This window comes from Microcystis aeruginosa NIES-2549 (genome assembly GCF_000981785.2).
GTDB lineage: Bacteria > Cyanobacteriota > Cyanobacteriia > Cyanobacteriales > Microcystaceae > Microcystis > Microcystis aeruginosa_C.
Map to the genome: position 1 here is coordinate 1,521,577 of NZ_CP011304.1, position 17,203 is coordinate 1,538,779.

The following is a 17,203-nucleotide window of genomic DNA, read 5'->3' on the forward strand; positions in this document are numbered from 1 at the left end:
AATGCTCAGGCTTTCTCTCCCAACTCCAGCACTCCGGTGCAGTCTTAACGAGTATCAGTTATCAGTTCACCGACTACTTTTTGGGGTTAATTTTTTGGGGCTTTATTTGACTTGACCAGAGGGGGGTCGCAGGCGCACGGATTTTCCATTATTTATATAATATCATGTCAAGCGTTGCTTGGCAAGAAAAAATTTTTTAATTGCCAGCAAAAGATCGATGGCAGCAAAACCAGTGCATCTATACCACAATATTTTCAGAATGATAACGATTCTCACCGACTGTGATAGGATGAGAATCATAATCAGACTCAGTTAATCCGATGGGTAAAAAATTCCAGTTAACAGCGATCGCTTTAACCCTGACTATAGCCAGCTTAACAGCTTGTAGCGATTCCTCGGTCAAGGAAGAGGAAGCAAAGACACCCTTACAGGTGACAGTGAGCATCGTACCGCAGGAATATTTCGTCAAACGCATCGGCGGTGATAGAGTCAGTGTTAATGCCATGATTCAACCCGGCACAGATCCCCACACCTATGAACCAAAACCCGAACAATTAAAAACCACAGCCCAATCGCAAGCCTACTTTAAAATCGGTGTATCCTTAGAAGATGCCTGGAAAGATCGCTTAAACAGTGTTAACCAACAGATGTTAATCGTCGATACCAGTCAAGGAGTAGATAAAATCCCTTTGACAGCAGAACATGATCACGATCATGATCACGATCATGATCACAGCAAGGAAGAAAAACATCAAGCTGGAAAAAACACCCTAGATCCCCATATTTGGTTATCACCAAAACGAGTCAAAGCACAAGCAAAGACTATTTATCAAACCCTAGCACAACTCGATCCCGATCAGGAAGCTATCTATCGGGCCAACTTGGAAAAATTCAGTCAGGAATTAGACGCATTAGATCAAGAAATTCGGCAAAACTTGGCAGGGGTCAAAAACAAAAAATTTATGGTCTTTCATCCCGAATGGGGCTATTTTGCCCAAGATTACGGTTTAGAGATGATCGCGATCGAAATCGACGGTAATGAACCCAGTGCTGCCCAGTTAAGTCAACTAATCAAACAGGCCAAAAAAGAGAATATTAAAGTTATTTTTACTCAACCAGAATTTAGTCAGAAAAGTGCCGAAACTATTGCTAGGGAAATTGGGGGACAGGTAATCCCTATCAGTGCCTTTGCTGAAAATTGGAGTGAAAACCTGCGACAAGTTTCCCAAAAAATGGCCACAGTTTTAAATCAGTAATTGCTTGTATATGTAGCTAGACACAATTAATTGCACATATCTAACTACCTCTTGCCTATTGCCTATTGCCTTTTGCCTATCCTAACCAAGAAGTTAATTTTGCTCTATTGTATATGTCAACGATCATTACCATTAATAATCTCTGGGCCGGCTACGAACAGGAACCGATCCTCGAAGATATTAATTTAACCATTGAAGAATTAGATTTCCTGGGAATTATCGGCCCGAATGGAGGAGGAAAAACTACCCTCCTTAAGGTTTTACTGGGATTAATTAAACCTTGGCGGGGAGAAGTCAGTATTTTGGGGCAAAGTGTCGAAAAAGGTCGGGAATTAGTCGGTTATGTGCCGCAGTTTGTCGAATGCGATCGCTCATTTCCCATCACTGTGGGTGAGGTGGTGAAAATGGGGAGATTGAGCAGCAAAAAACTCTGGCAAGGCTATAGTAAAAAAGATGAGTTAAGGGTAGATAAAGCTTTAGATAGTGTGGGAATGTTAGCGTTGAAAAAAAGGTCGATTGCTGAACTTTCGGGAGGACAGCGCCAACGGGTTTATATCGCTCGCGCTTTAGCGGTAGAACCCCGTCTCTTGATTTTAGATGAACCCACTGCCAGTGTCGATCCCCAAATGCGTGCTAGTATTTTTTCCCTGTTGCAAGAATTGAATGAGTGGATGACTATTTTAATTATTTCCCATGATCTGGGAACCCTATCTACCTATGTTAAATCGATCGGTTGTCTCAATCGTCGTCTCTATTATCACGGCCAAAAATCTCTCACTACCGCTATGTTAGAGCAAGTGTATTGTTAAAAGTTTTCTCCCTTTCTACTGTCAAAACCCTTGACAAATCCCCGCCCTTGACAGATACTTATATATAGAATGGGAATCCGTGCCTGCCTGCAAACCCTCTTTTTTTAGGTTAGATAAGCGTCAAGAAAATAAAAACCTAATACCTGACCAGCGCTAAAGACTTATACGAACAAGACTATCTTGCTTGGTTAGAAGAAACGGCCAAACAACTGCGACAAAGACAGACAGATGTATTGGATTGGGGAACCAACAGAGACAAAAATTATTATTAGTTGTAAATTTCATTATGACTAGGCTCAATGTAATCGCTGTTATTTTGTTGATTAAACTTTAAAATTACCATTGCTGGAACGCCAAGGGCGATCGTTTACAATAGGGGGCAAACTTTTAGAAAGCAACCTTTATTACTATTCTTACTCATGCCCACTCTATCAAGCTTCTATGGAATAAAAATCACCATGAACTATAACGATCACAATCCGCCTCATATCCATGCCGAGTATCAAGATTATGAAGCGGTTATAATGATTCACACAGGTGAAGTTTGTGGTCAAATGCCCAAAAGAGGACTAAATTTAATATGGGAGTGGCTTGATCTACACCAATCTGAACTATTGGAGAACTGGGAAAATGCGCGTCAAAGAAAACCTCTTAACAGAATCGATCCCCTTCCCTAAAAAGGAGCTATTTCTTCATGTTATCTGTGTGGAATATCTGGATAAGTATCAATTAAAGCTAACCTTTAATAATGGAATAGAAGGGATTGTAGATTTAGAACAAGAATTGTATGGAGAAATCTTTGAACCCTTAAAAGATCAAAGTTTATTTCAAAAAGTATATGTAAATAGTCGGACAATAGAATGGCCAAACGGAGCAGACTTTGCCCCTGAATTTTTATTTGAAATTGCCCTCGACAAGCAACCAGTGCGATCGCCGATTTTGTAGGTTGGGTTGACGAAAGGAAACCCAACATTTCTACACAGAAAATATCCCCTTTCCAAAACGAATTAACACCATTATCTTTTAATTTGTTGGGTTGCGTTCCTTAACCCAACCCACCGAATTTTTGAAAAATTTTAGTTGATCTTGTCGGTTGATACGACGAAACCCAACCTACATTTTATTCCATACCAATATCACTATCAAAGATCAGCCTTTCTGAAGCCCCCCACATCTGATCATAAATTCCTTCTTCAACATAACGATGAAAACTGGAGTGTTGCCAATCTTTCGGAGCATTTACTAATCCATGATGCACGGGATTGTAATGGATGTATTCGAGATGATTAACAAAATCTCGATCGCCGTAGGCGCGCCCTTGGCGACCATCTCGAACTTGATGCTCCCAAAAGCGACGTTGCCAAATAGCCTTTTCTCCTTTATGTTGTCGAGATGTTGAAATTTTACCCTGATATTGAGAATGACATTGACGGCTAAAATAACTTTTAATTAATCGCCAACGAGTTGAAAAATCTGCATCTGTTTCAGGCAATGTCCAAAGAGCATGAATGTGATCTGGTAAAATGACAATAGCATCAATCTTAAAATGATGTTGTCGCATAACATATTTAAAAGCATTTCGTAGTAAATCCACATTTTCAGGTTAACACAAAATTTTGTGACGATTGTATGTCACAACTGTAAAAAAATAAGTAGCTCCAGGTGTTTTTGCTCTACGGTATTGCATCAAGTTAGAATAACATTTATTGGATTGGTGTTTACGCAACTGGCGTTGGGTTTCGTGCCTCAACCCAACCTACCAAACTTTAAGACCGCAATTCCTTTGGCTTTTGAAAGTGCGATCGCTGTCATCTTGTTGATTAAACGTTAAAATTACCATTGCTTGGGATAGGAACGCAAAGGGCGATCGTTTTTTGATGATGGGGAGGGGCGATTGCTTTTTGGGGAGGAGAAAGTGCGATCGCCTGCCCTGAGATTAATCTCTCAACAAAGCTCGAAAACCAGCTTGCTGAAAATGAATATCCGTTGTTAATGCTTCCGTTATTCTACGCTCTTCCATTACAATAAAAGAAATACAGTCAACAATTCCCCAATTTTTATCGTTTCTTTGACAATATAGTTGAAAAGCTTTTTGATAAAGAATTTCCGATAAGGGAATAACTGTCACTGTTCTGTCCTTTTCTAATGAGGACAATAATTTAATTGACTTAGAGCGATATTTTTGTTTAGATAAAGCATTGCCAATCTCTAAAATAATGGCTCTGGTTGTAACTAAAGGTGTTTTTGAAGTTTTTAATTGTTGGGCAATGGCAAGTGCTTTATGATGATAATCGTCCGTAGATGAAGATAAAGCGATCGCATAACTTGTATCGAGAAATTTCTCAGGGTTCATGCTCTTTTTCTTCGCCATATAAATATTTATCTAGATTTTCTGACCAATCTGAGGGGCCGTCTAGTTGTAATGATTCTGCTGTCTCTAAAAAAGAAGTGAGTTCATTATTTTCATCCGATAAGTTATCAACAATAATGCGGACACGAGTATTAGCCTTCAATGTAACGGGTTGCTCTGGATGAAAGACCTTTCCGTCAAATAATGCGTCAATAGAATTAAGCATGATCTGTTGGTGAAATGATTTTTACTTGAAATATCTATATTATAAATGTAACACACCAAATTGATTGTTATTCGCTGTCATCTTGTGGATTAAACTTTAAAACTGCCATTGCTTGGGATAGGAACGCAAAGGGCGATCGCTTTTTGATGAGGAGGAGGGGCGATCTTGTAGGTGGCTCTTCGGGACTTGGTATGGTTCGATAGGGGGGCATAAATCGACTCAATCCTTATCTGGCAAGAGATTTAATTGATTAGTTCGCTCCAGATCGCCAACAATTGACAAAAATTGCGGCAATGTCTGTCTCTATAAAGGTTTCATTCCTTATAACCTCGTCCATTGCATAAGACAAACCGAAGAACCAAAAATACTCCGAAATCCTCGTGAACTTTATTTTAAGTCACCATGCCGAAGAAAAAATTATTCAACGCCAAATCTCTTTAAAAATATTGCAGGACATCCTCAATAATCCTGAGCAAATTTTAGAAGAAGATGGACTCAAAGTTTATCAAGGTACTTTTGTCGCCATTAACAATAAAACTTATCTTCTGAGAATTTACATTAATGACTTAGTTGAGCCTCAAAAAATTGTTACACTATATGTTACCAGTAAACTTAGAAAATATAGGCAGCTATCAAATGAAAGCTAAATATGATGCTGAAGTTGACGTTTTAACAATTACCTGGCATGACACACCCGTAGAAGAAAGTGAGGCAATCAGTCCGGGGGTTATTCTTGACTATGATCAAGCAGGTAATGTAATCGGGATTGAAATTCTTAATGCTTCTCGAAAAATCGAGAATTTTTCTCCGAATGTGCAGGTAGCTATTTCTTCTCGATAAAGGTGATCGCTGATCCTGTAGTGCGATCGCTGATCTTGTAAGTTGGGTTGAGGTAACGAAACCCAACATTACCTTTATTTCTTACCTTAATTTTTGGGGTTTCACTTCTACATTTTATTCCATACCAATATCACTATCAAAGATCAGCTTTTCTGAAGCTCCCCACATCTGATCATAAATTCCTTCTTCAACCTAACGGTGAAAACTGGAATATTGCCAATCTTTCGGAGCGTTTACTAATCCATGATGCACGGTATTCGAGATGATTAACAAAATCTCAATAAAAAACCCTTGACAAATCCTCGCACTTGACATACACTTATATATAGAATGGGAATCCGTGCCTGCCTGCGAACCCTCTTTTTTTAGGTTAGATAAGCGTCAAAAAAATAAAAACCTAATACCTGACCAGCACTAAAGAGGATAGGTTATGACAACTAAAGACCTATACGAACAAGACTATCTTGCTTGGTTAGAAGAAACGGCCAAACAACTGCGACAAAGACAGACAGATGTATTAGATTGGGAACATCTCGGAGAAGAAATCGAAGCGCTGGGGAATGAACAGAGACATAAAGTAGATAGTTATCTCCTACAATTGCTCATTCATCTGCTTCTCTACCAATACTGGCCGGAGGAACGAGAAAGATGTGCGCGGGGATGGCAGGACGAAATCGGTAACTTTCGGGTGGAATTAGAACTTTTATTGGAGTCAAAAACCCTCTATAACTATTTTTTAACCAGAATCGCCGTTATTTACCCTAAAGCAGTGAAGCGAGTCCGACAAAAAAGCCAATTACCGGCCGATATCTTTGCTGAAAGCTGCCCCTATAGTCCCGAACAAATCCTCGATTCCGATTTTCTCCCCTAAAATTCCGGCAGATTTTTTCAAAAAAATCCTTGACAAATCCCCGCACTTGACAGATACTTATATATAGAATGGGAATCCGTGCCTGCCTGCAAACCCTCTTTTTTCAGGTTAGATAAGCGTCAAAAAAATAAAAACCTGATAACCGGTCCCTAACTACCTATAAGCTTTTCACCCAATCACTAATCAACCGGTTAACCTCTGTGGGAATTTCATCGTGGGGACAATGACCGGCAGTTAGATAATATTCTGTCAGAGAAGGATAGTATTGACGGAATTTGGCCCCGCGTTCCCTAGTATTCATCCAAGGGTCCCCCTCACCCCATAACATCAACAGGGGACAACTTAACTTTTGCAGGAGAATATCCACATTTTCCCCCCGGGGAGATTTAAACACAGAAGCAAAAACTTTGGCTGCTCCCGCATCCAGGGAAGGACGACGGATATCTTCTATTAACTGCTCAGTAATGGCACTGCGATCGAGATATACTTTCTCTAGGGTTTTGCGGATAGTTTTGGGTTGACGGGTATAGAGAAATAAGAGATAACTAGCCCAGGGTTGCAGCAAGATCGATCGCAGTAATTTTTGTGCTAAATTAGGCTGACGATTGCTTTCTGTATCGCTAAAGGGACCGGCGCTATTGAGGAGAATTAATCCCCGAACATTCTCGCAATGATTAGCAGCTACACAGAGAGAAGCGTAACCCCCCAAAGAATTACCCGCTAAAACCGTCGGTTGGCCCACAACTTCCTTGATAAAATCGTTTAATTGTTGCTGCCAAAGATTGCCACTATAGACAAGATCCGGTTTAGCTGATCTACCGAATCCTAACAGATCGATCGCCCATACTTCCCATTCTGAGGCTAAACCTTGCACATTTTTTCGCCAATGGTCGGTGGAAGCGCCAAAACCGTGGACTAATAGTAAAGGGGGTTTTCCCGCAACTCTAGTACCCGCTTGCACATAGTGTATAGAATTTCCTTGCCATTGCCAATTTTGCTTTATCGTCAGAGCAGCTGTATTCATCGGCCGTTTTGTTAAGTAATGTGAATAATTCTTAGTCTAACCGATTGAGAAACTGGAGACAAAGCTAGAGATTTTTAGCCAAACCCCTTGACTGAAAACGGAACTTGACATATACTTATATATATAATGGGAATCCGTGCCTGCCTGCAAACCCTTCATTTTTGGGCAAATAACCCTAAAAAACACTCTCAAAAAAATCTTGAGCGGGATTAATCTGCTGGTATGGGTGGCTAACCCCAGAGAATTACTCCTGAATCATCGGGACAGTTTTTTGCTAATTCTGATATAACAGCTATGAAGATTTTGACGATTTTACAGGGATTAATCGACAAAAATCCCTTAAGTCAGGCGGCTCTAGAAGATTTACTAGCGCTCGAATCCTTAAATTTTAGGGAGACTAACCCTCTCATCCTACAGGAAAGGGCGGAACTATTAACGATTCTCTGGCCGCGAGTCTGGCAAAAATGTCAGGAGTTAGGGATAAATCAGCCAAATCAGATTTTGATCAGCTGTTGGCGCTTGTGGATTCCTTGGGCGCTAGAGCTACGCAGCCACGCAAAACCGTTGATTCAAGGCATTTTGGCTCCCCAAGGCACGGGAAAGACCACCTTAACATCCATAATGTCGATTATTTTAGCCTATTTTGATTTAAAAGTAAATAATCTCTCTTTAGATGATATTTATAAGACCTATAATGAGCGAATAAAATTGCGTCAAAAGGATAAAAGATTGCGCTGGCGTGGTCCACCGGGTACTCATGATATAGCATTAGGAATTAAAGTTTTAGAACAGGTTTGTCAGCAAGAAAGTCCGATTTTAATCCCGCGGTTTGACAAGTCACTGCATCGAGGACAAGGAGATAGAATTGCACCGGAACAAGTGGAGCGAGTCGATATTCTTTTTTTCGAGGGTTGGTTTGTGGGCATGAATCCAGTAGAAGAAACAGTCTTTGATCATGCCCCCGATCCGATTAATAGCGAAGAAGACCGACAATTCGCCAGGGATAATAATCGAAGATTGCGAGAATATCTACCCCTCTGGTCAAAAATCGATCGCTTACTGATTCTTTATCCCCTTGACTACCGTTACAGTTTACAATGGCGACAGGCGGCCGAAACAAAAGGAGGTATGACCCCATCAGAAATCGAGGAATTTGTCAAGTATTTTTGGAAAAGTTTACATCCGCAATTATTTCTGCCACCCCTGCTCAAACAAGCAGATCTAGTGGTAGAAATTAATCGGGATCATAGTCTAGGAAAAATCAGTTATCAGTGAGCAGTAGGCAAGAGGCAAGAGGCAAAAGAAAGCCCCAAACTTGTTACTTAACACTATTGACTGAAAACTCCCATCTGATAACTGATAACTGATAACTGATAAAGCTTATGATTGAAGTCGAACATCTGAGTAAAATTTATGGTTCTACCGCGGCAATCAGTGACGTGGATTTTACCGTAGAAAAAGGAGAAATTCTCGGTTTTTTGGGACCAAATGGAGCGGGAAAAACCACGACTATGAGGATTTTATCTGGTTATATTCCTGCCACAACGGGAACAGCAAGGATAGCAGGATACGATGTGCATCAACAATCCTTAGAAGTGCGTCGTCGCATTGGTTATCTTCCCGAAAATCCCCCCTTGTATCCAGAGATGACCGTGGAAGGTTTTCTTGATTTTGTGGCGCGGATTAAAGGCATCTCATCGGGGGATAGAAAAGCGCGGGTAGATTTAGTTTTAAGCAAGTGTCAGTTACTAGAAAAAAGAAAAGTTATTATCCGCAAGTTATCCAAAGGTTATAAACAGCGTGTGGGAATTGCCCAAGCGATCATACACGATCCACCAGTAATTATTTTAGATGAACCGACAGTAGGATTGGATCCGAAACAGATTATCGAGGTGAGAAATCTGATTAAAAGTTTAGCGGGAGAACATACAATTATTCTCTCCACTCATATTTTGCCAGAAGTGAGTATTACCTGCGATCGAGCGACAATTATTAATCGGGGTCGCATCGTGGCCAATAATATTACTACCGCCCCCCCTGCCAGTTCCAGTTATGAAATTGAGATCGAGGGTGATAGGGATTCCCTGCTAGAAATCCTGCAACAACTGCCGCAAGTCGAACAAGCAGCAAAAGTCGGCGATAACCTGCTCAAAATTGTTGGTCAAGTGGGAACAAACTTAGGGGCAGAAATTGCTAGAATAGTTGTCAACAATGGTTATAACTTATTAGAAATGCGTCGCACCCGCAAAACCCTAGAAGATATCTTTCTGGAAGTAATCGGCAGCGGGGAAAGTAACCAGCAAGAGGAGAGGCATGATCAATAATATCTGGGCGATTTTTCGCAAGGAATTTCAAAGCTATTTTACCGCCGCCAATGCCTATATCATTATGGGGATATTTTGGTTAGTAGCAGGATTTTTCTTTAACTCCCTTCTCTACGGCATTATTCTCGATATTAGTATCCAGGAACAATCGGGATTTCTGGTAGCCAGAGATACGGTATCTGAATTTATGACCACTTTCATCGGCATTATTTTATCCTCTTTATTGTTGGTAATTTTGCCAGCCCTGTCTATGGGATTATACGCAGAGGAAAAAAAACAGGGAACCCTAGAACTTTTAGCCACTTCCCCCCTGACCAATTGGAGTATAGCCATCGGTAAATTATTGGGAGTGCTGGCCTTTTTTACCGTGATGATTACCCCCCTCTGGATTTACGAAATAGTAGTTTTTAGTAGCGCAGTTCCCCCGGTAAATATAGCCAGTATTTTAATGGCTCATCTAGGATTAATTTTACTGGCAGCGGCCATCCTAGCCATCGGGATGTTTATTTCTTCCCTCACCAATAGTTCTATCCTGGCTTACATCATCACCTTTATCACCATCTTATTTATCTGGATACTGGATGTAATTGCTAACAATGCCGAAACCTTCTTTCGAGATCGCATCGGAGGAGAAGTGGGAGAACAGATCGGATTTTTCCTAAAAGAATTGCTCTCCCATCTATCTTGGTATCAACCCTTTAACAATTTCGTGCGGGGAATTTTTGACAGTAGTAGTTTAGTCATCCTCCTCAGTTATATTCTGCTGGGAATCTTCCTAACTACTCAATCGATCGAAGCGGACCGTTATCAAAGAAACTAACTATGATATCCTGGCAAAAATACAGTAAATTTCTCTATATACCCGCCCTATTTCTGGCTAGTGCCGGCCTAACCGTGGGGTTAATTTCTGGTCAATGGTCATCCCTCTCTCTGGGGTTATTAATTGCTGGGGCTATTCTGTTTCTAGGGTGGCTGTTGTTATTAGTAATCACTGCCAAAGACTTTTGGCAAAAAAGAAGTACCCGCACTGGTACTCAAACCCTCATAACTACTATTATTGTCCTCGGTGTTATCGGTTTAATTAACTTTCTCGCCCTCCGTTATCCCTATCGAGTTGATTTAACCGAAAACCAAATCTTTAGTTTATCCCCCCAAACCGAAAGACTATTAACCAATCTGTCAAAACCAGTCAAAGTCTGGATTTTTTCAACCCAGGGAATCAGTGGCAACGAAGAGGAACTTTTAGCCAATTATCAACGCAAAAACCCCCAATTTCAGTACGAAATAGTTAACCCAGAGAAAAAACCCAATATCGCTCAGGAATTTAAAAAACTAGCCAATGATAATCTAGCCAGAGTCTATCTACAGTATGGTGAAAAAAAACAACCCCTGAAAACTATTAGTGAAGAGGAAAGTCTCACCGAAGCGAAATTGAGTAACGCCATCGAAACCGCTAAAACCGATCGCACTCTAACCGCTTACTTTCTGCAAGGTCATGGAGAAAATGCCATCAAAGAACCTCAAGGGGGTTTAGGACAAGCAGTCAATAGTTTAGAAGCAAAAGGTTATCAAGTAGAACCACTTAATCTAGTGGAACGTTCCACCATTCCCAATAATGCCGATGTCATTATTATTGCCAGTCCCAAAAGAAAAATATTTCCCCAAGAAGTTACCGCTTTAAAAAACTATCTTGAGCAAGGGGGCAAAATTTTATTACTGATTGACCCCCAAACCGAAACCGGATTAGAACCCTTATTAACCTCTTGGGGTGTGAAACTAGATAATCGGATTATTATTGATGCTTCCGGTGCCGGGGAAATCATCGGTTTAGGTCCGGCTAGTCCCATTATTACCAATTACGGTAATCATCCCATTACTCGCGATTTTGCTAACGGTATTTCTATCTTTCCCTTTGCTCGTCCCATCGCTACCGTCCCCGTGGAAGGAATTGAAGCCGTATCTTTAATGATTACTAATGATAAAATGTGGGCTGAGAGTGATTTAAATGATCAGAATCTCCAGTTTAACCCTGAAAAAGATTTAGCTGGTCCCTTTGATTTAGGAGTTGCCCTGACGGGAAAAAAAGGTAAATTAATCGTGATTGGTAATGCCAGCTTTGCCAGCGATGGACTGTTTGAACAACAGTTAAATGGAGATATATTTTTAAATTCTGTGCAGTGGTTAGCCAGTGGTGAAACAGCCACCTTATCTATCCGGGCCAAGGAACCAGAAAATAGAAGAATCAATTTAAATCCCCTGCAAGCTAACGCTATTTTTTGGATAGCGATGGTGGTGATGCCTTTAGGGGGATTTACCCTAGCTGGATTGACTTGGTGGCAACGTCGTTAATCGAGTTAGAATCTAGAAAAATCATCTCTCTTATTCCTCTAACTGCCATGACCACAACCCAAACTATCCCCCAATTGTTGACTTTTGATGACTATATCAATCAATATCCCGATGATGGACAACAATACGAATTAATCGCAGGAAAATTATCGGCCATGATGCGACCGATCGGAAAACACGAAGAAATTGGCGGATTTGTTTCTGGAACCCTATTCTTAGAGATAAATCGGCAGCAATTGCCCTATTTTATCCCTAATACTGCGGCAGTAAAACCCCTTCGACCCCATACAGGTTATCTACCCGATATTATTGTCCTAGACAGAGAAAATCTAGTTAATGATCCCTATTGGGAAACCGCTTCCTCAATTTCTCTGGCAACATCAGCTAAATTAATTATTGAAATTGTCAGTTCCAATTGGCGAGATGATTATCTGAAAAAATTCGACGACTACGAACAATTAGGAATTGCCGAATATTGGATTATCGATTATTTAGCCAAAGGTTCGGCCCGATATATCGGCAGCCCCAAAGAACCCACCATTTCTATCTATCAATTAATCGATGGAGAATATCAAGGTAATTTATTTAAACAGGATCAACGTCTTATTTCAGGGGTTTTTCCAGAGTTAAACCTCACTGCTAATCAAATTTTTCGTGCTAGAGCTTAAAGAAAAACCCGCATTTTTAGATTAATTACTATTTTCCACCGTGGGAAGAGGAGAAGGTGATAAAACAGGAGGAGCGATCGGTTCAATTTTATCCTCATTAACCGGGGGATTAATCACCTCTGGAACAGGAGAAGGGGAAGGGGAAGGAGAAGGGGAAGGGGAAGGAGAAGGAGAAGGAGAAGGGGAAGGAAGGGGAGAAACTTGAGGACTCGGCTCCGTTTCAGGAAGGGGAACAGGAATAGGAATTACTTCTTCTGGGGTGGGACTAGGAGTTAATTCTGGAGTCGCTTCTGGACTAGGAATCACCTCTGGGGTGGGAGTAGGGGATGGAGTGGGAGTCGGGGAATAAATGGGAGTCCGTTGACGAGAAGGTCGTCGGATAGGGGGAAAATCTTGGGAGGGAGGAGGAATGATTTCAGGAATAGGAGAAGGTTCGGGGGTTGGTGATGGTTTAATTTGCTCATTTTTGGGAAAAATAGCCATAAATCCCCGATATCCTAGGGCAAAAGCCCCAATTGTCACCGCAAAAATCAGCAAAATCCACAGCCAAGGATTCTTTTTTTCCCCAGAATTGGGTTTAATAACCACAGTGGGGGAGACGGTTGGTTTTGGGGGTGTAGAGGACTTTAATCGGGGACTATGGGGAGAAACCGCGATAGTTGGTTGGGTGGACAAATCGGGGGATATTTCTGCCAAAGCTGCTAACATTTCCCTCGCAGTAGCAAACCGATCCCGGGGATGAAAACGGATCGCTCGATCGATTACCATAGCTAAATTAGGATTAACATTTTCTGCCTCCTGTCGCCAGAGAATTTCCCCCGTGCGCGAGTCAGTTTCTAGATATTGCGGCGTTTTTCCCGTTAATAAAAAAATCGCCGTTAAGCCTAGGCTGTAAAGGTCACTAGAAAAAACCGGTCTCCCGGCAGCCTGTTCTGAAGCCATATAACCGGGGGTGCCAAGGGCGATCGAATAGGCACTTTTTCCCGTAGGATCGAGTAAGGTGGCCACTGCTTCTTTCATTACCCCAAAATCGATCAAAATGGGCAAATTATCACTATTTCTTAAGATAATATTATCGGGTTTCACATCCCGGTGAATAATGCGGCGACTGTGAATAAAATCAATAACAGGCAGTAAATTCTCTAAAATCGTCCGCACTACCGAGGAAGATAAATTTCCCTGTCGTTGCTGTTTTTGGGTTAGTGTCTCCCCTTCAATCCATTCCTGCACCAGATAGAAATGATTATCTTGGGCAAAATAACCGTATAAACGGGGTATTTGGCGATTTTGCTCTCCCAATTCCTCTAAAACGCTTGCTTCTTTCTGAAAACGTTCTTTTAACCATTCTGGCATCTCCTCACTTTGAATAGCCGGCTGCAATTTTTTAATCACACAGCGCCGTTGAGAAGGCATATTCGTATCGATAGCGATATAAGTTTCCCCAAATCCCCCCCTAGCAAGGGTGCTAACAATTTGGTAGCGATTGTTTAAAAGCACTAGATTCATTACCCTGAGAGTGCAAGCGTGGTCATAAATTGTTCCTAGACTAACATTCTTTTGTTAAGGAAAAAGTCAAGGGAAAAACTAGAGTCAAGTCTAAGGAATCCAGCGACGGATTTTCGTCCACAAAGGTGCATTATCTTGACTACTCATCTCCTGAAAACTTTGATAACAATCGTAGGCGCGATTAAGATGGGCCGTGATTTCTGTCGCATTGGGATGGGAATTGCGATCGGGATGCCAATAACACAAGAGAGTTTTATAATTGTTCTCAATCCGGCTAGTCGTGCTAAAAGGAGTAATCCCCAAAACTCGCCACCAAACGGGATTAGCGGACTCTATAATCATCACGGCCAAGGAACGGGGCGAAGGATAGAGAATTTGGGCGATTAATAACCAATCTGACCCATAACACACCCGATAAACCGCTTTAACCCGCTCTTTTCCCAACTGTTGACAAGCTTGTAAATGCCATTGACGAAAATCCCTCCGCATCTGCTGATGAGTTCGCAAATCTCGCCTGGCAAATCTGCCCTCAGCCAGTTTATTAGTGCCAATAGTGTTAAAGTTACCATTAGCGATCGCTTTTAGATCCCAGTAAAGATGATAAAAAGGATCTTGACCCAAGGCTAGACTTTCCAGAATTTCCTTAGCGTAACCTCTAGCCGGATTTAATTGCAATAATTCCTCTAATTCCCGACAAAACTGCTCATTTTCGGGCATACCGCGCCATTGCCAATAATTAACATCCGGTTTTGCCAGAGACTGCCTATATACACTGCGCCACACCTGGGGAACAGTACAGGCGATCGGGGTAGCCAAGGGAGTAGCCAGGGGATAAGATTGACCCTTTAAAGAGCTTTCAGGAGCATCTTCTAGTAAACAAGCAAGATGATAGGCGGGATGACTACGGGGCTTTTTTTGGGGGCTAATAAACCAAAAAGCCGTTAAAATGAGAATTAAGTACAAGAGTAGAGAAAGAATTTGCTCCGCCATCGCCACTTTTAGTTAGTCTGCTCAGTTACCTCAAGAATTATAATTGGTGCTATGGTCGCTGAAAAGTTCTTTGTATCTCGGCTGATTGTCAGTAATCCACAAAACGGGGTGATATGCCGAAAGTTTCCCCATATCCTTACTCTGGTTATTCGGAAAGTTTTTGTATAATTAATGGTTAGCTGGCCTCGTAATACCACGATGTATCTGATTAGGAGCGATGTTATGGGACTTAGTGAAAATTTTTTACAGCCAGCATTGTCAGATGATTTTTACTGGCTCAACGAGCCGACGCATTATCGTTTGGGTAATGGCTTGGAAATTTCTACAGATGAAAAAACTGATTTTTGGCAAAACACGCACTATGGTTTTCAAAGAGATGATGGGCATTGCTTATTGATGCGACAAGTTGGGGATTTTTCCCTAATGACCCAAGTAGAATTTCAGCCTCGGGAAAAATATGATCAATGTGGCCTAATGGTGCGGATTGACAGTCAGAATTGGATAAAAGTTTCCACGGAATATGAAAGCGAACAAGCTAGTCGGCTTGGTTCTGTGGTGACCAATTTGGGATATTCTGATTGGGCAACGCAAGACATTTCTTCACGATACCGCGAAATGTGGTATCGCATCAGTAAACGGGGGAGCGATTTTCTGCTAGAGAATTCTTATGATGGGCAGGCTTGGCTGCAAATGCGGATCACACACTTACACAAGATAGCCGACGATTGCCAAATCGGAGTGTATGCCTGCAGCCCGATAGGCAAAGCGTTTCGCTGTTGTTTCAAAACCTTGGAAATCTCAGACAATCAGTGGCTGGTAATACCAGAAGCCAGCTAATAACTGTATGCACCCGACTGGCACTTATGCGCCTTAACGCCTGGCTTGTTGTGGTTCACGGCTTGTCTCAAGATCTGAGTTGCCGATTCTTTGTACACCCTATAAACTGGTTGGAGAACTTAAAGATTCACCTAATAAATCCGTCTAATAATAGATGTTATGCTGACCAGTATTTTGCTGTGGTTGATCGCACTTAGCCTGTTGCTAATCAGCTTCACCCCTGGAGAATGGTACAAGCTGTGGCTCTTTGAGATTTTGGGGGCAGGCTATCTTTGGTTTGCGGCCTCGACTTTGATATTGCTGTTGGCTCTGTTTTTACCCAGGTTCCGCCCTTCCCGCCGGAAATTGATGATCACCTTAGCTGTAGGGCTGGGGTTTTATGTCAGCACAATTGCTACCTGGTATGTTCCGAGGTTCCGAGATGCTAGAACTGGTGGTCTCCCATTGACCGTAATGACCTACAACGTCAACTACCAACTATGGGAGACCAGTGCCGTGACTAACCTAGTTCGGGCAAATCCCGTAGATATATTCGGGTTAGTTGAACCCCTCAAGGAGCAAGCCGCAGAGCTACTAGACAAGGTGCAGGATCTTTATCCTTACTATTACCGCGCAACGGGAGGCGGACTGAGTTTATTTAGCCGCTATCCCATTACAGAGGCAACGACTGATAACTTGGGAACCCGCCACCATAGCCTATTCGCAAGCGTTAATGTGACAGGACACCCCATTCGGGTTGTTGTTGCCCATCCCCTTGCCCCTATATCCATACCTAACTTTATCAATCGTAACCAGGCGATGGTAGCCCTGGCAGCCTATGCAGCACAGCAGTCAATCACCACCGTGATGATGGGTGACTTTAACCTCACCTCCTGGTCGATTTATTTTCGCAACTTTATCATTAACTCAGGATTACGCAGTGTCAATCTAGGGCATGGACTAAATCCAACCTGGTTTTACGCTGACGGAGCGCGATCGCTATCCCATCTCGATCATTGGAAACAAGCTCTAAAAATTCCCATTGACCACATTTTCGTCAGTCAAAATGTCAGGGTTGATCAGGTCATCACACTGCCTTCAGGTGTATCTGATCATCGTCCAGTGATTGCAAAACTACGAGTGACGTAGCTTGTTTTAGCCCCTCATAACGGAG

At 41.9% G+C, this 17,203-nt stretch carries 19 protein-coding genes and 2 pseudogenes; 15 read left to right on the forward strand and 6 right to left on the reverse strand.

Annotated elements, in window-relative coordinates:
* The first annotated feature begins 320 nt into the window (after positions 1 to 320).
* The 5 genes and pseudogenes from myaer_RS07210 (at position 321) to myaer_RS07230 (ending at position 3,010) form a co-directional block, all read left to right on the forward strand.
* The gene (locus tag myaer_RS07210; RefSeq protein WP_046661586.1) at positions 321 to 1,256 is read left to right on the forward strand and encodes a metal ABC transporter solute-binding protein, Zn/Mn family; all 936 of its coding nucleotides are present in this window, start codon (positions 321 to 323) and stop codon (positions 1,254 to 1,256) included.
* 113 nt (positions 1,257 to 1,369) lie between these two features.
* On the forward strand, positions 1,370 to 2,065 hold the full coding sequence (locus myaer_RS07215; RefSeq protein WP_002755806.1) for a metal ABC transporter ATP-binding protein: 696 nt from the start codon (positions 1,370 to 1,372) through the stop codon (positions 2,063 to 2,065).
* A gap of 143 nt (positions 2,066 to 2,208) precedes the next feature.
* A pseudogene (locus myaer_RS07220) lies at positions 2,209 to 2,307 on the forward strand (DUF29 family protein); the annotation flags it as partial.
* A 177-nt stretch (positions 2,308 to 2,484) separates the two neighbouring features.
* Complete coding sequence (locus myaer_RS07225; protein WP_002792623.1) at positions 2,485 to 2,742, forward strand: DUF4160 domain-containing protein; 258 nt, start codon at positions 2,485 to 2,487, stop codon at positions 2,740 to 2,742.
* Positions 2,696 to 3,010, forward strand: coding sequence for a DUF2442 domain-containing protein (locus myaer_RS07230; protein WP_046661587.1), 315 nt, complete (start codon positions 2,696 to 2,698; stop codon positions 3,008 to 3,010). The genes myaer_RS07225 and myaer_RS07230 overlap by 47 nt, the downstream gene beginning before the upstream one ends.
* Positions 3,011 to 3,185: 175 nt before the next feature.
* On the opposite strand, the pseudogene myaer_RS07235 reads toward myaer_RS07230, so the two are convergent.
* From myaer_RS07235 to myaer_RS07245, 3 genes and pseudogenes are all read right to left on the reverse strand, one after another.
* Positions 3,186 to 3,752: pseudogene (locus tag myaer_RS07235) on the reverse strand (REP-associated tyrosine transposase).
* Positions 3,753 to 4,001: 249 nt separating this feature from the next.
* Positions 4,002 to 4,418: a type II toxin-antitoxin system VapC family toxin gene (locus myaer_RS07240; RefSeq protein WP_002792614.1), complete on the reverse strand. Its 417-nt coding sequence runs from the start codon at positions 4,416 to 4,418 to the stop codon at positions 4,002 to 4,004.
* Positions 4,408 to 4,641, reverse strand: a complete 234-nt coding sequence (locus tag myaer_RS07245) for a hypothetical protein (RefSeq protein ID WP_002792613.1) — start codon at positions 4,639 to 4,641, stop codon at positions 4,408 to 4,410. Before myaer_RS07245 ends, myaer_RS07240 begins: the two co-directional genes overlap by 11 nt.
* A gap of 380 nt (positions 4,642 to 5,021) precedes the next feature.
* On the opposite strand from myaer_RS07245, the gene myaer_RS07255 reads away from it, so the two are divergent.
* The 3 genes from myaer_RS07255 (at position 5,022) to myaer_RS07265 (ending at position 6,352) form a co-directional block, all read left to right on the forward strand.
* A complete protein-coding gene (locus myaer_RS07255; protein WP_002798441.1) occupies positions 5,022 to 5,288 on the forward strand; it encodes a hypothetical protein in 267 nt (88 codons plus the stop codon).
* Positions 5,239 to 5,481 (forward strand): DUF2283 domain-containing protein, encoded by a 243-nt coding sequence (locus myaer_RS07260; protein ID WP_002775710.1) that lies wholly within the window; start codon positions 5,239 to 5,241, stop codon positions 5,479 to 5,481. Before myaer_RS07255 ends, myaer_RS07260 begins: the two co-directional genes overlap by 50 nt.
* A gap of 430 nt (positions 5,482 to 5,911) precedes the next feature.
* Positions 5,912 to 6,352, forward strand: coding sequence for a DUF29 domain-containing protein (locus myaer_RS07265; RefSeq protein WP_046661588.1), 441 nt, complete (start codon positions 5,912 to 5,914; stop codon positions 6,350 to 6,352).
* A gap of 157 nt (positions 6,353 to 6,509) precedes the next feature.
* Here the strand turns inward: myaer_RS07265 and myaer_RS07270 are convergent, their stop codons facing one another.
* Positions 6,510 to 7,376 (reverse strand): alpha/beta fold hydrolase, encoded by an 867-nt coding sequence (locus myaer_RS07270; protein WP_046661589.1) that lies wholly within the window; start codon positions 7,374 to 7,376, stop codon positions 6,510 to 6,512.
* A 294-nt stretch (positions 7,377 to 7,670) separates the two neighbouring features.
* Here myaer_RS07270 and myaer_RS07275 point away from each other — a divergent pair, with 294 nt between their 5' ends.
* The 5 genes from myaer_RS07275 (at position 7,671) to myaer_RS07295 (ending at position 12,717) form a co-directional block, all read left to right on the forward strand.
* Complete coding sequence (locus tag myaer_RS07275) at positions 7,671 to 8,651, forward strand: ABC transporter ATP-binding protein (protein ID WP_046661590.1); 981 nt, start codon at positions 7,671 to 7,673, stop codon at positions 8,649 to 8,651.
* Positions 8,652 to 8,758: 107 nt separating this feature from the next.
* On the forward strand, positions 8,759 to 9,700 hold the full coding sequence (locus tag myaer_RS07280) for an ABC transporter ATP-binding protein (RefSeq protein ID WP_046661591.1): 942 nt from the start codon (positions 8,759 to 8,761) through the stop codon (positions 9,698 to 9,700).
* Positions 9,690 to 10,520, forward strand: coding sequence for an ABC transporter permease (locus myaer_RS07285; RefSeq protein WP_046661592.1), 831 nt, complete (start codon positions 9,690 to 9,692; stop codon positions 10,518 to 10,520). Before myaer_RS07280 ends, myaer_RS07285 begins: the two co-directional genes overlap by 11 nt.
* A 2-nt stretch (positions 10,521 to 10,522) precedes the next feature.
* Complete coding sequence (locus myaer_RS07290; protein ID WP_046661593.1) at positions 10,523 to 12,049, forward strand: GldG family protein; 1,527 nt, start codon at positions 10,523 to 10,525, stop codon at positions 12,047 to 12,049.
* A 47-nt stretch (positions 12,050 to 12,096) separates the two neighbouring features.
* Positions 12,097 to 12,717 (forward strand): Uma2 family endonuclease, encoded by a 621-nt coding sequence (locus tag myaer_RS07295; protein ID WP_046661594.1) that lies wholly within the window; start codon positions 12,097 to 12,099, stop codon positions 12,715 to 12,717.
* A 21-nt stretch (positions 12,718 to 12,738) separates the two neighbouring features.
* Here myaer_RS07295 and myaer_RS07300 read toward each other — a convergent pair whose 3' ends face one another.
* Positions 12,739 to 14,223: a serine/threonine-protein kinase gene (locus myaer_RS07300; RefSeq protein WP_046661595.1), complete on the reverse strand. Its 1,485-nt coding sequence runs from the start codon at positions 14,221 to 14,223 to the stop codon at positions 12,739 to 12,741.
* Positions 14,224 to 14,313: 90 nt separating this feature from the next.
* Positions 14,314 to 15,213, reverse strand: coding sequence for a J domain-containing protein (locus myaer_RS07305; protein WP_046661596.1), 900 nt, complete (start codon positions 15,211 to 15,213; stop codon positions 14,314 to 14,316).
* A 222-nt stretch (positions 15,214 to 15,435) separates the two neighbouring features.
* Between myaer_RS07305 and myaer_RS07310 the strand changes: the two genes are divergently transcribed.
* The gene (locus myaer_RS07310) at positions 15,436 to 16,050 is read left to right on the forward strand and encodes a DUF1349 domain-containing protein (RefSeq protein ID WP_046661597.1); all 615 of its coding nucleotides are present in this window, start codon (positions 15,436 to 15,438) and stop codon (positions 16,048 to 16,050) included.
* A 159-nt stretch (positions 16,051 to 16,209) separates the two neighbouring features.
* Positions 16,210 to 17,178 carry an endonuclease/exonuclease/phosphatase family protein gene (locus myaer_RS07315; RefSeq protein WP_235614816.1) on the forward strand — a complete coding sequence of 323 codons (969 nt, stop codon included), beginning with the start codon at positions 16,210 to 16,212 and terminating at the stop codon, positions 17,176 to 17,178.
* Positions 17,179 to 17,203 lie beyond the last annotated feature (25 nt).

What these genes read in the sequence shown, in the direction of transcription:
- myaer_RS07210 (WP_046661586.1), top strand. Translation starts at nt 321, where the DNA reads ATGGGTAAAAAATTCCAGTTAACAGCGATCGCTTTAACCCTGACTATA.
- myaer_RS07215 (WP_002755806.1), top strand. Translation starts at nt 1,370, where the DNA reads ATGTCAACGATCATTACCATTAATAATCTCTGGGCCGGCTACGAACAG.
- myaer_RS07225 (WP_002792623.1), top strand. Translation starts at nt 2,485, where the DNA reads ATGCCCACTCTATCAAGCTTCTATGGAATAAAAATCACCATGAACTAT.
- myaer_RS07230 (WP_046661587.1), top strand. Translation starts at nt 2,696, where the DNA reads ATGCGCGTCAAAGAAAACCTCTTAACAGAATCGATCCCCTTCCCTAAA.
- myaer_RS07240 (WP_002792614.1), bottom strand. Translation starts at nt 4,418, where the DNA reads ATGAACCCTGAGAAATTTCTCGATACAAGTTATGCGATCGCTTTATCT.
- myaer_RS07245 (WP_002792613.1), bottom strand. Translation starts at nt 4,641, where the DNA reads ATGCTTAATTCTATTGACGCATTATTTGACGGAAAGGTCTTTCATCCA.
- myaer_RS07260 (WP_002775710.1), top strand. Translation starts at nt 5,239, where the DNA reads ATGTTACCAGTAAACTTAGAAAATATAGGCAGCTATCAAATGAAAGCT.
- myaer_RS07265 (WP_046661588.1), top strand. Translation starts at nt 5,912, where the DNA reads ATGACAACTAAAGACCTATACGAACAAGACTATCTTGCTTGGTTAGAA.
- myaer_RS07270 (WP_046661589.1), bottom strand. Translation starts at nt 7,376, where the DNA reads ATGAATACAGCTGCTCTGACGATAAAGCAAAATTGGCAATGGCAAGGA.
- myaer_RS07275 (WP_046661590.1), top strand. Translation starts at nt 7,671, where the DNA reads ATGAAGATTTTGACGATTTTACAGGGATTAATCGACAAAAATCCCTTA.
- myaer_RS07280 (WP_046661591.1), top strand. Translation starts at nt 8,759, where the DNA reads ATGATTGAAGTCGAACATCTGAGTAAAATTTATGGTTCTACCGCGGCA.
- myaer_RS07285 (WP_046661592.1), top strand. Translation starts at nt 9,690, where the DNA reads ATGATCAATAATATCTGGGCGATTTTTCGCAAGGAATTTCAAAGCTAT.
- myaer_RS07290 (WP_046661593.1), top strand. Translation starts at nt 10,523, where the DNA reads ATGATATCCTGGCAAAAATACAGTAAATTTCTCTATATACCCGCCCTA.
- myaer_RS07295 (WP_046661594.1), top strand. Translation starts at nt 12,097, where the DNA reads ATGACCACAACCCAAACTATCCCCCAATTGTTGACTTTTGATGACTAT.
- myaer_RS07300 (WP_046661595.1), bottom strand. Translation starts at nt 14,223, where the DNA reads ATGAATCTAGTGCTTTTAAACAATCGCTACCAAATTGTTAGCACCCTT.
- myaer_RS07305 (WP_046661596.1), bottom strand. Translation starts at nt 15,213, where the DNA reads ATGGCGGAGCAAATTCTTTCTCTACTCTTGTACTTAATTCTCATTTTA.
- myaer_RS07310 (WP_046661597.1), top strand. Translation starts at nt 15,436, where the DNA reads ATGGGACTTAGTGAAAATTTTTTACAGCCAGCATTGTCAGATGATTTT.
- myaer_RS07315 (WP_235614816.1), top strand. Translation starts at nt 16,210, where the DNA reads ATGCTGACCAGTATTTTGCTGTGGTTGATCGCACTTAGCCTGTTGCTA.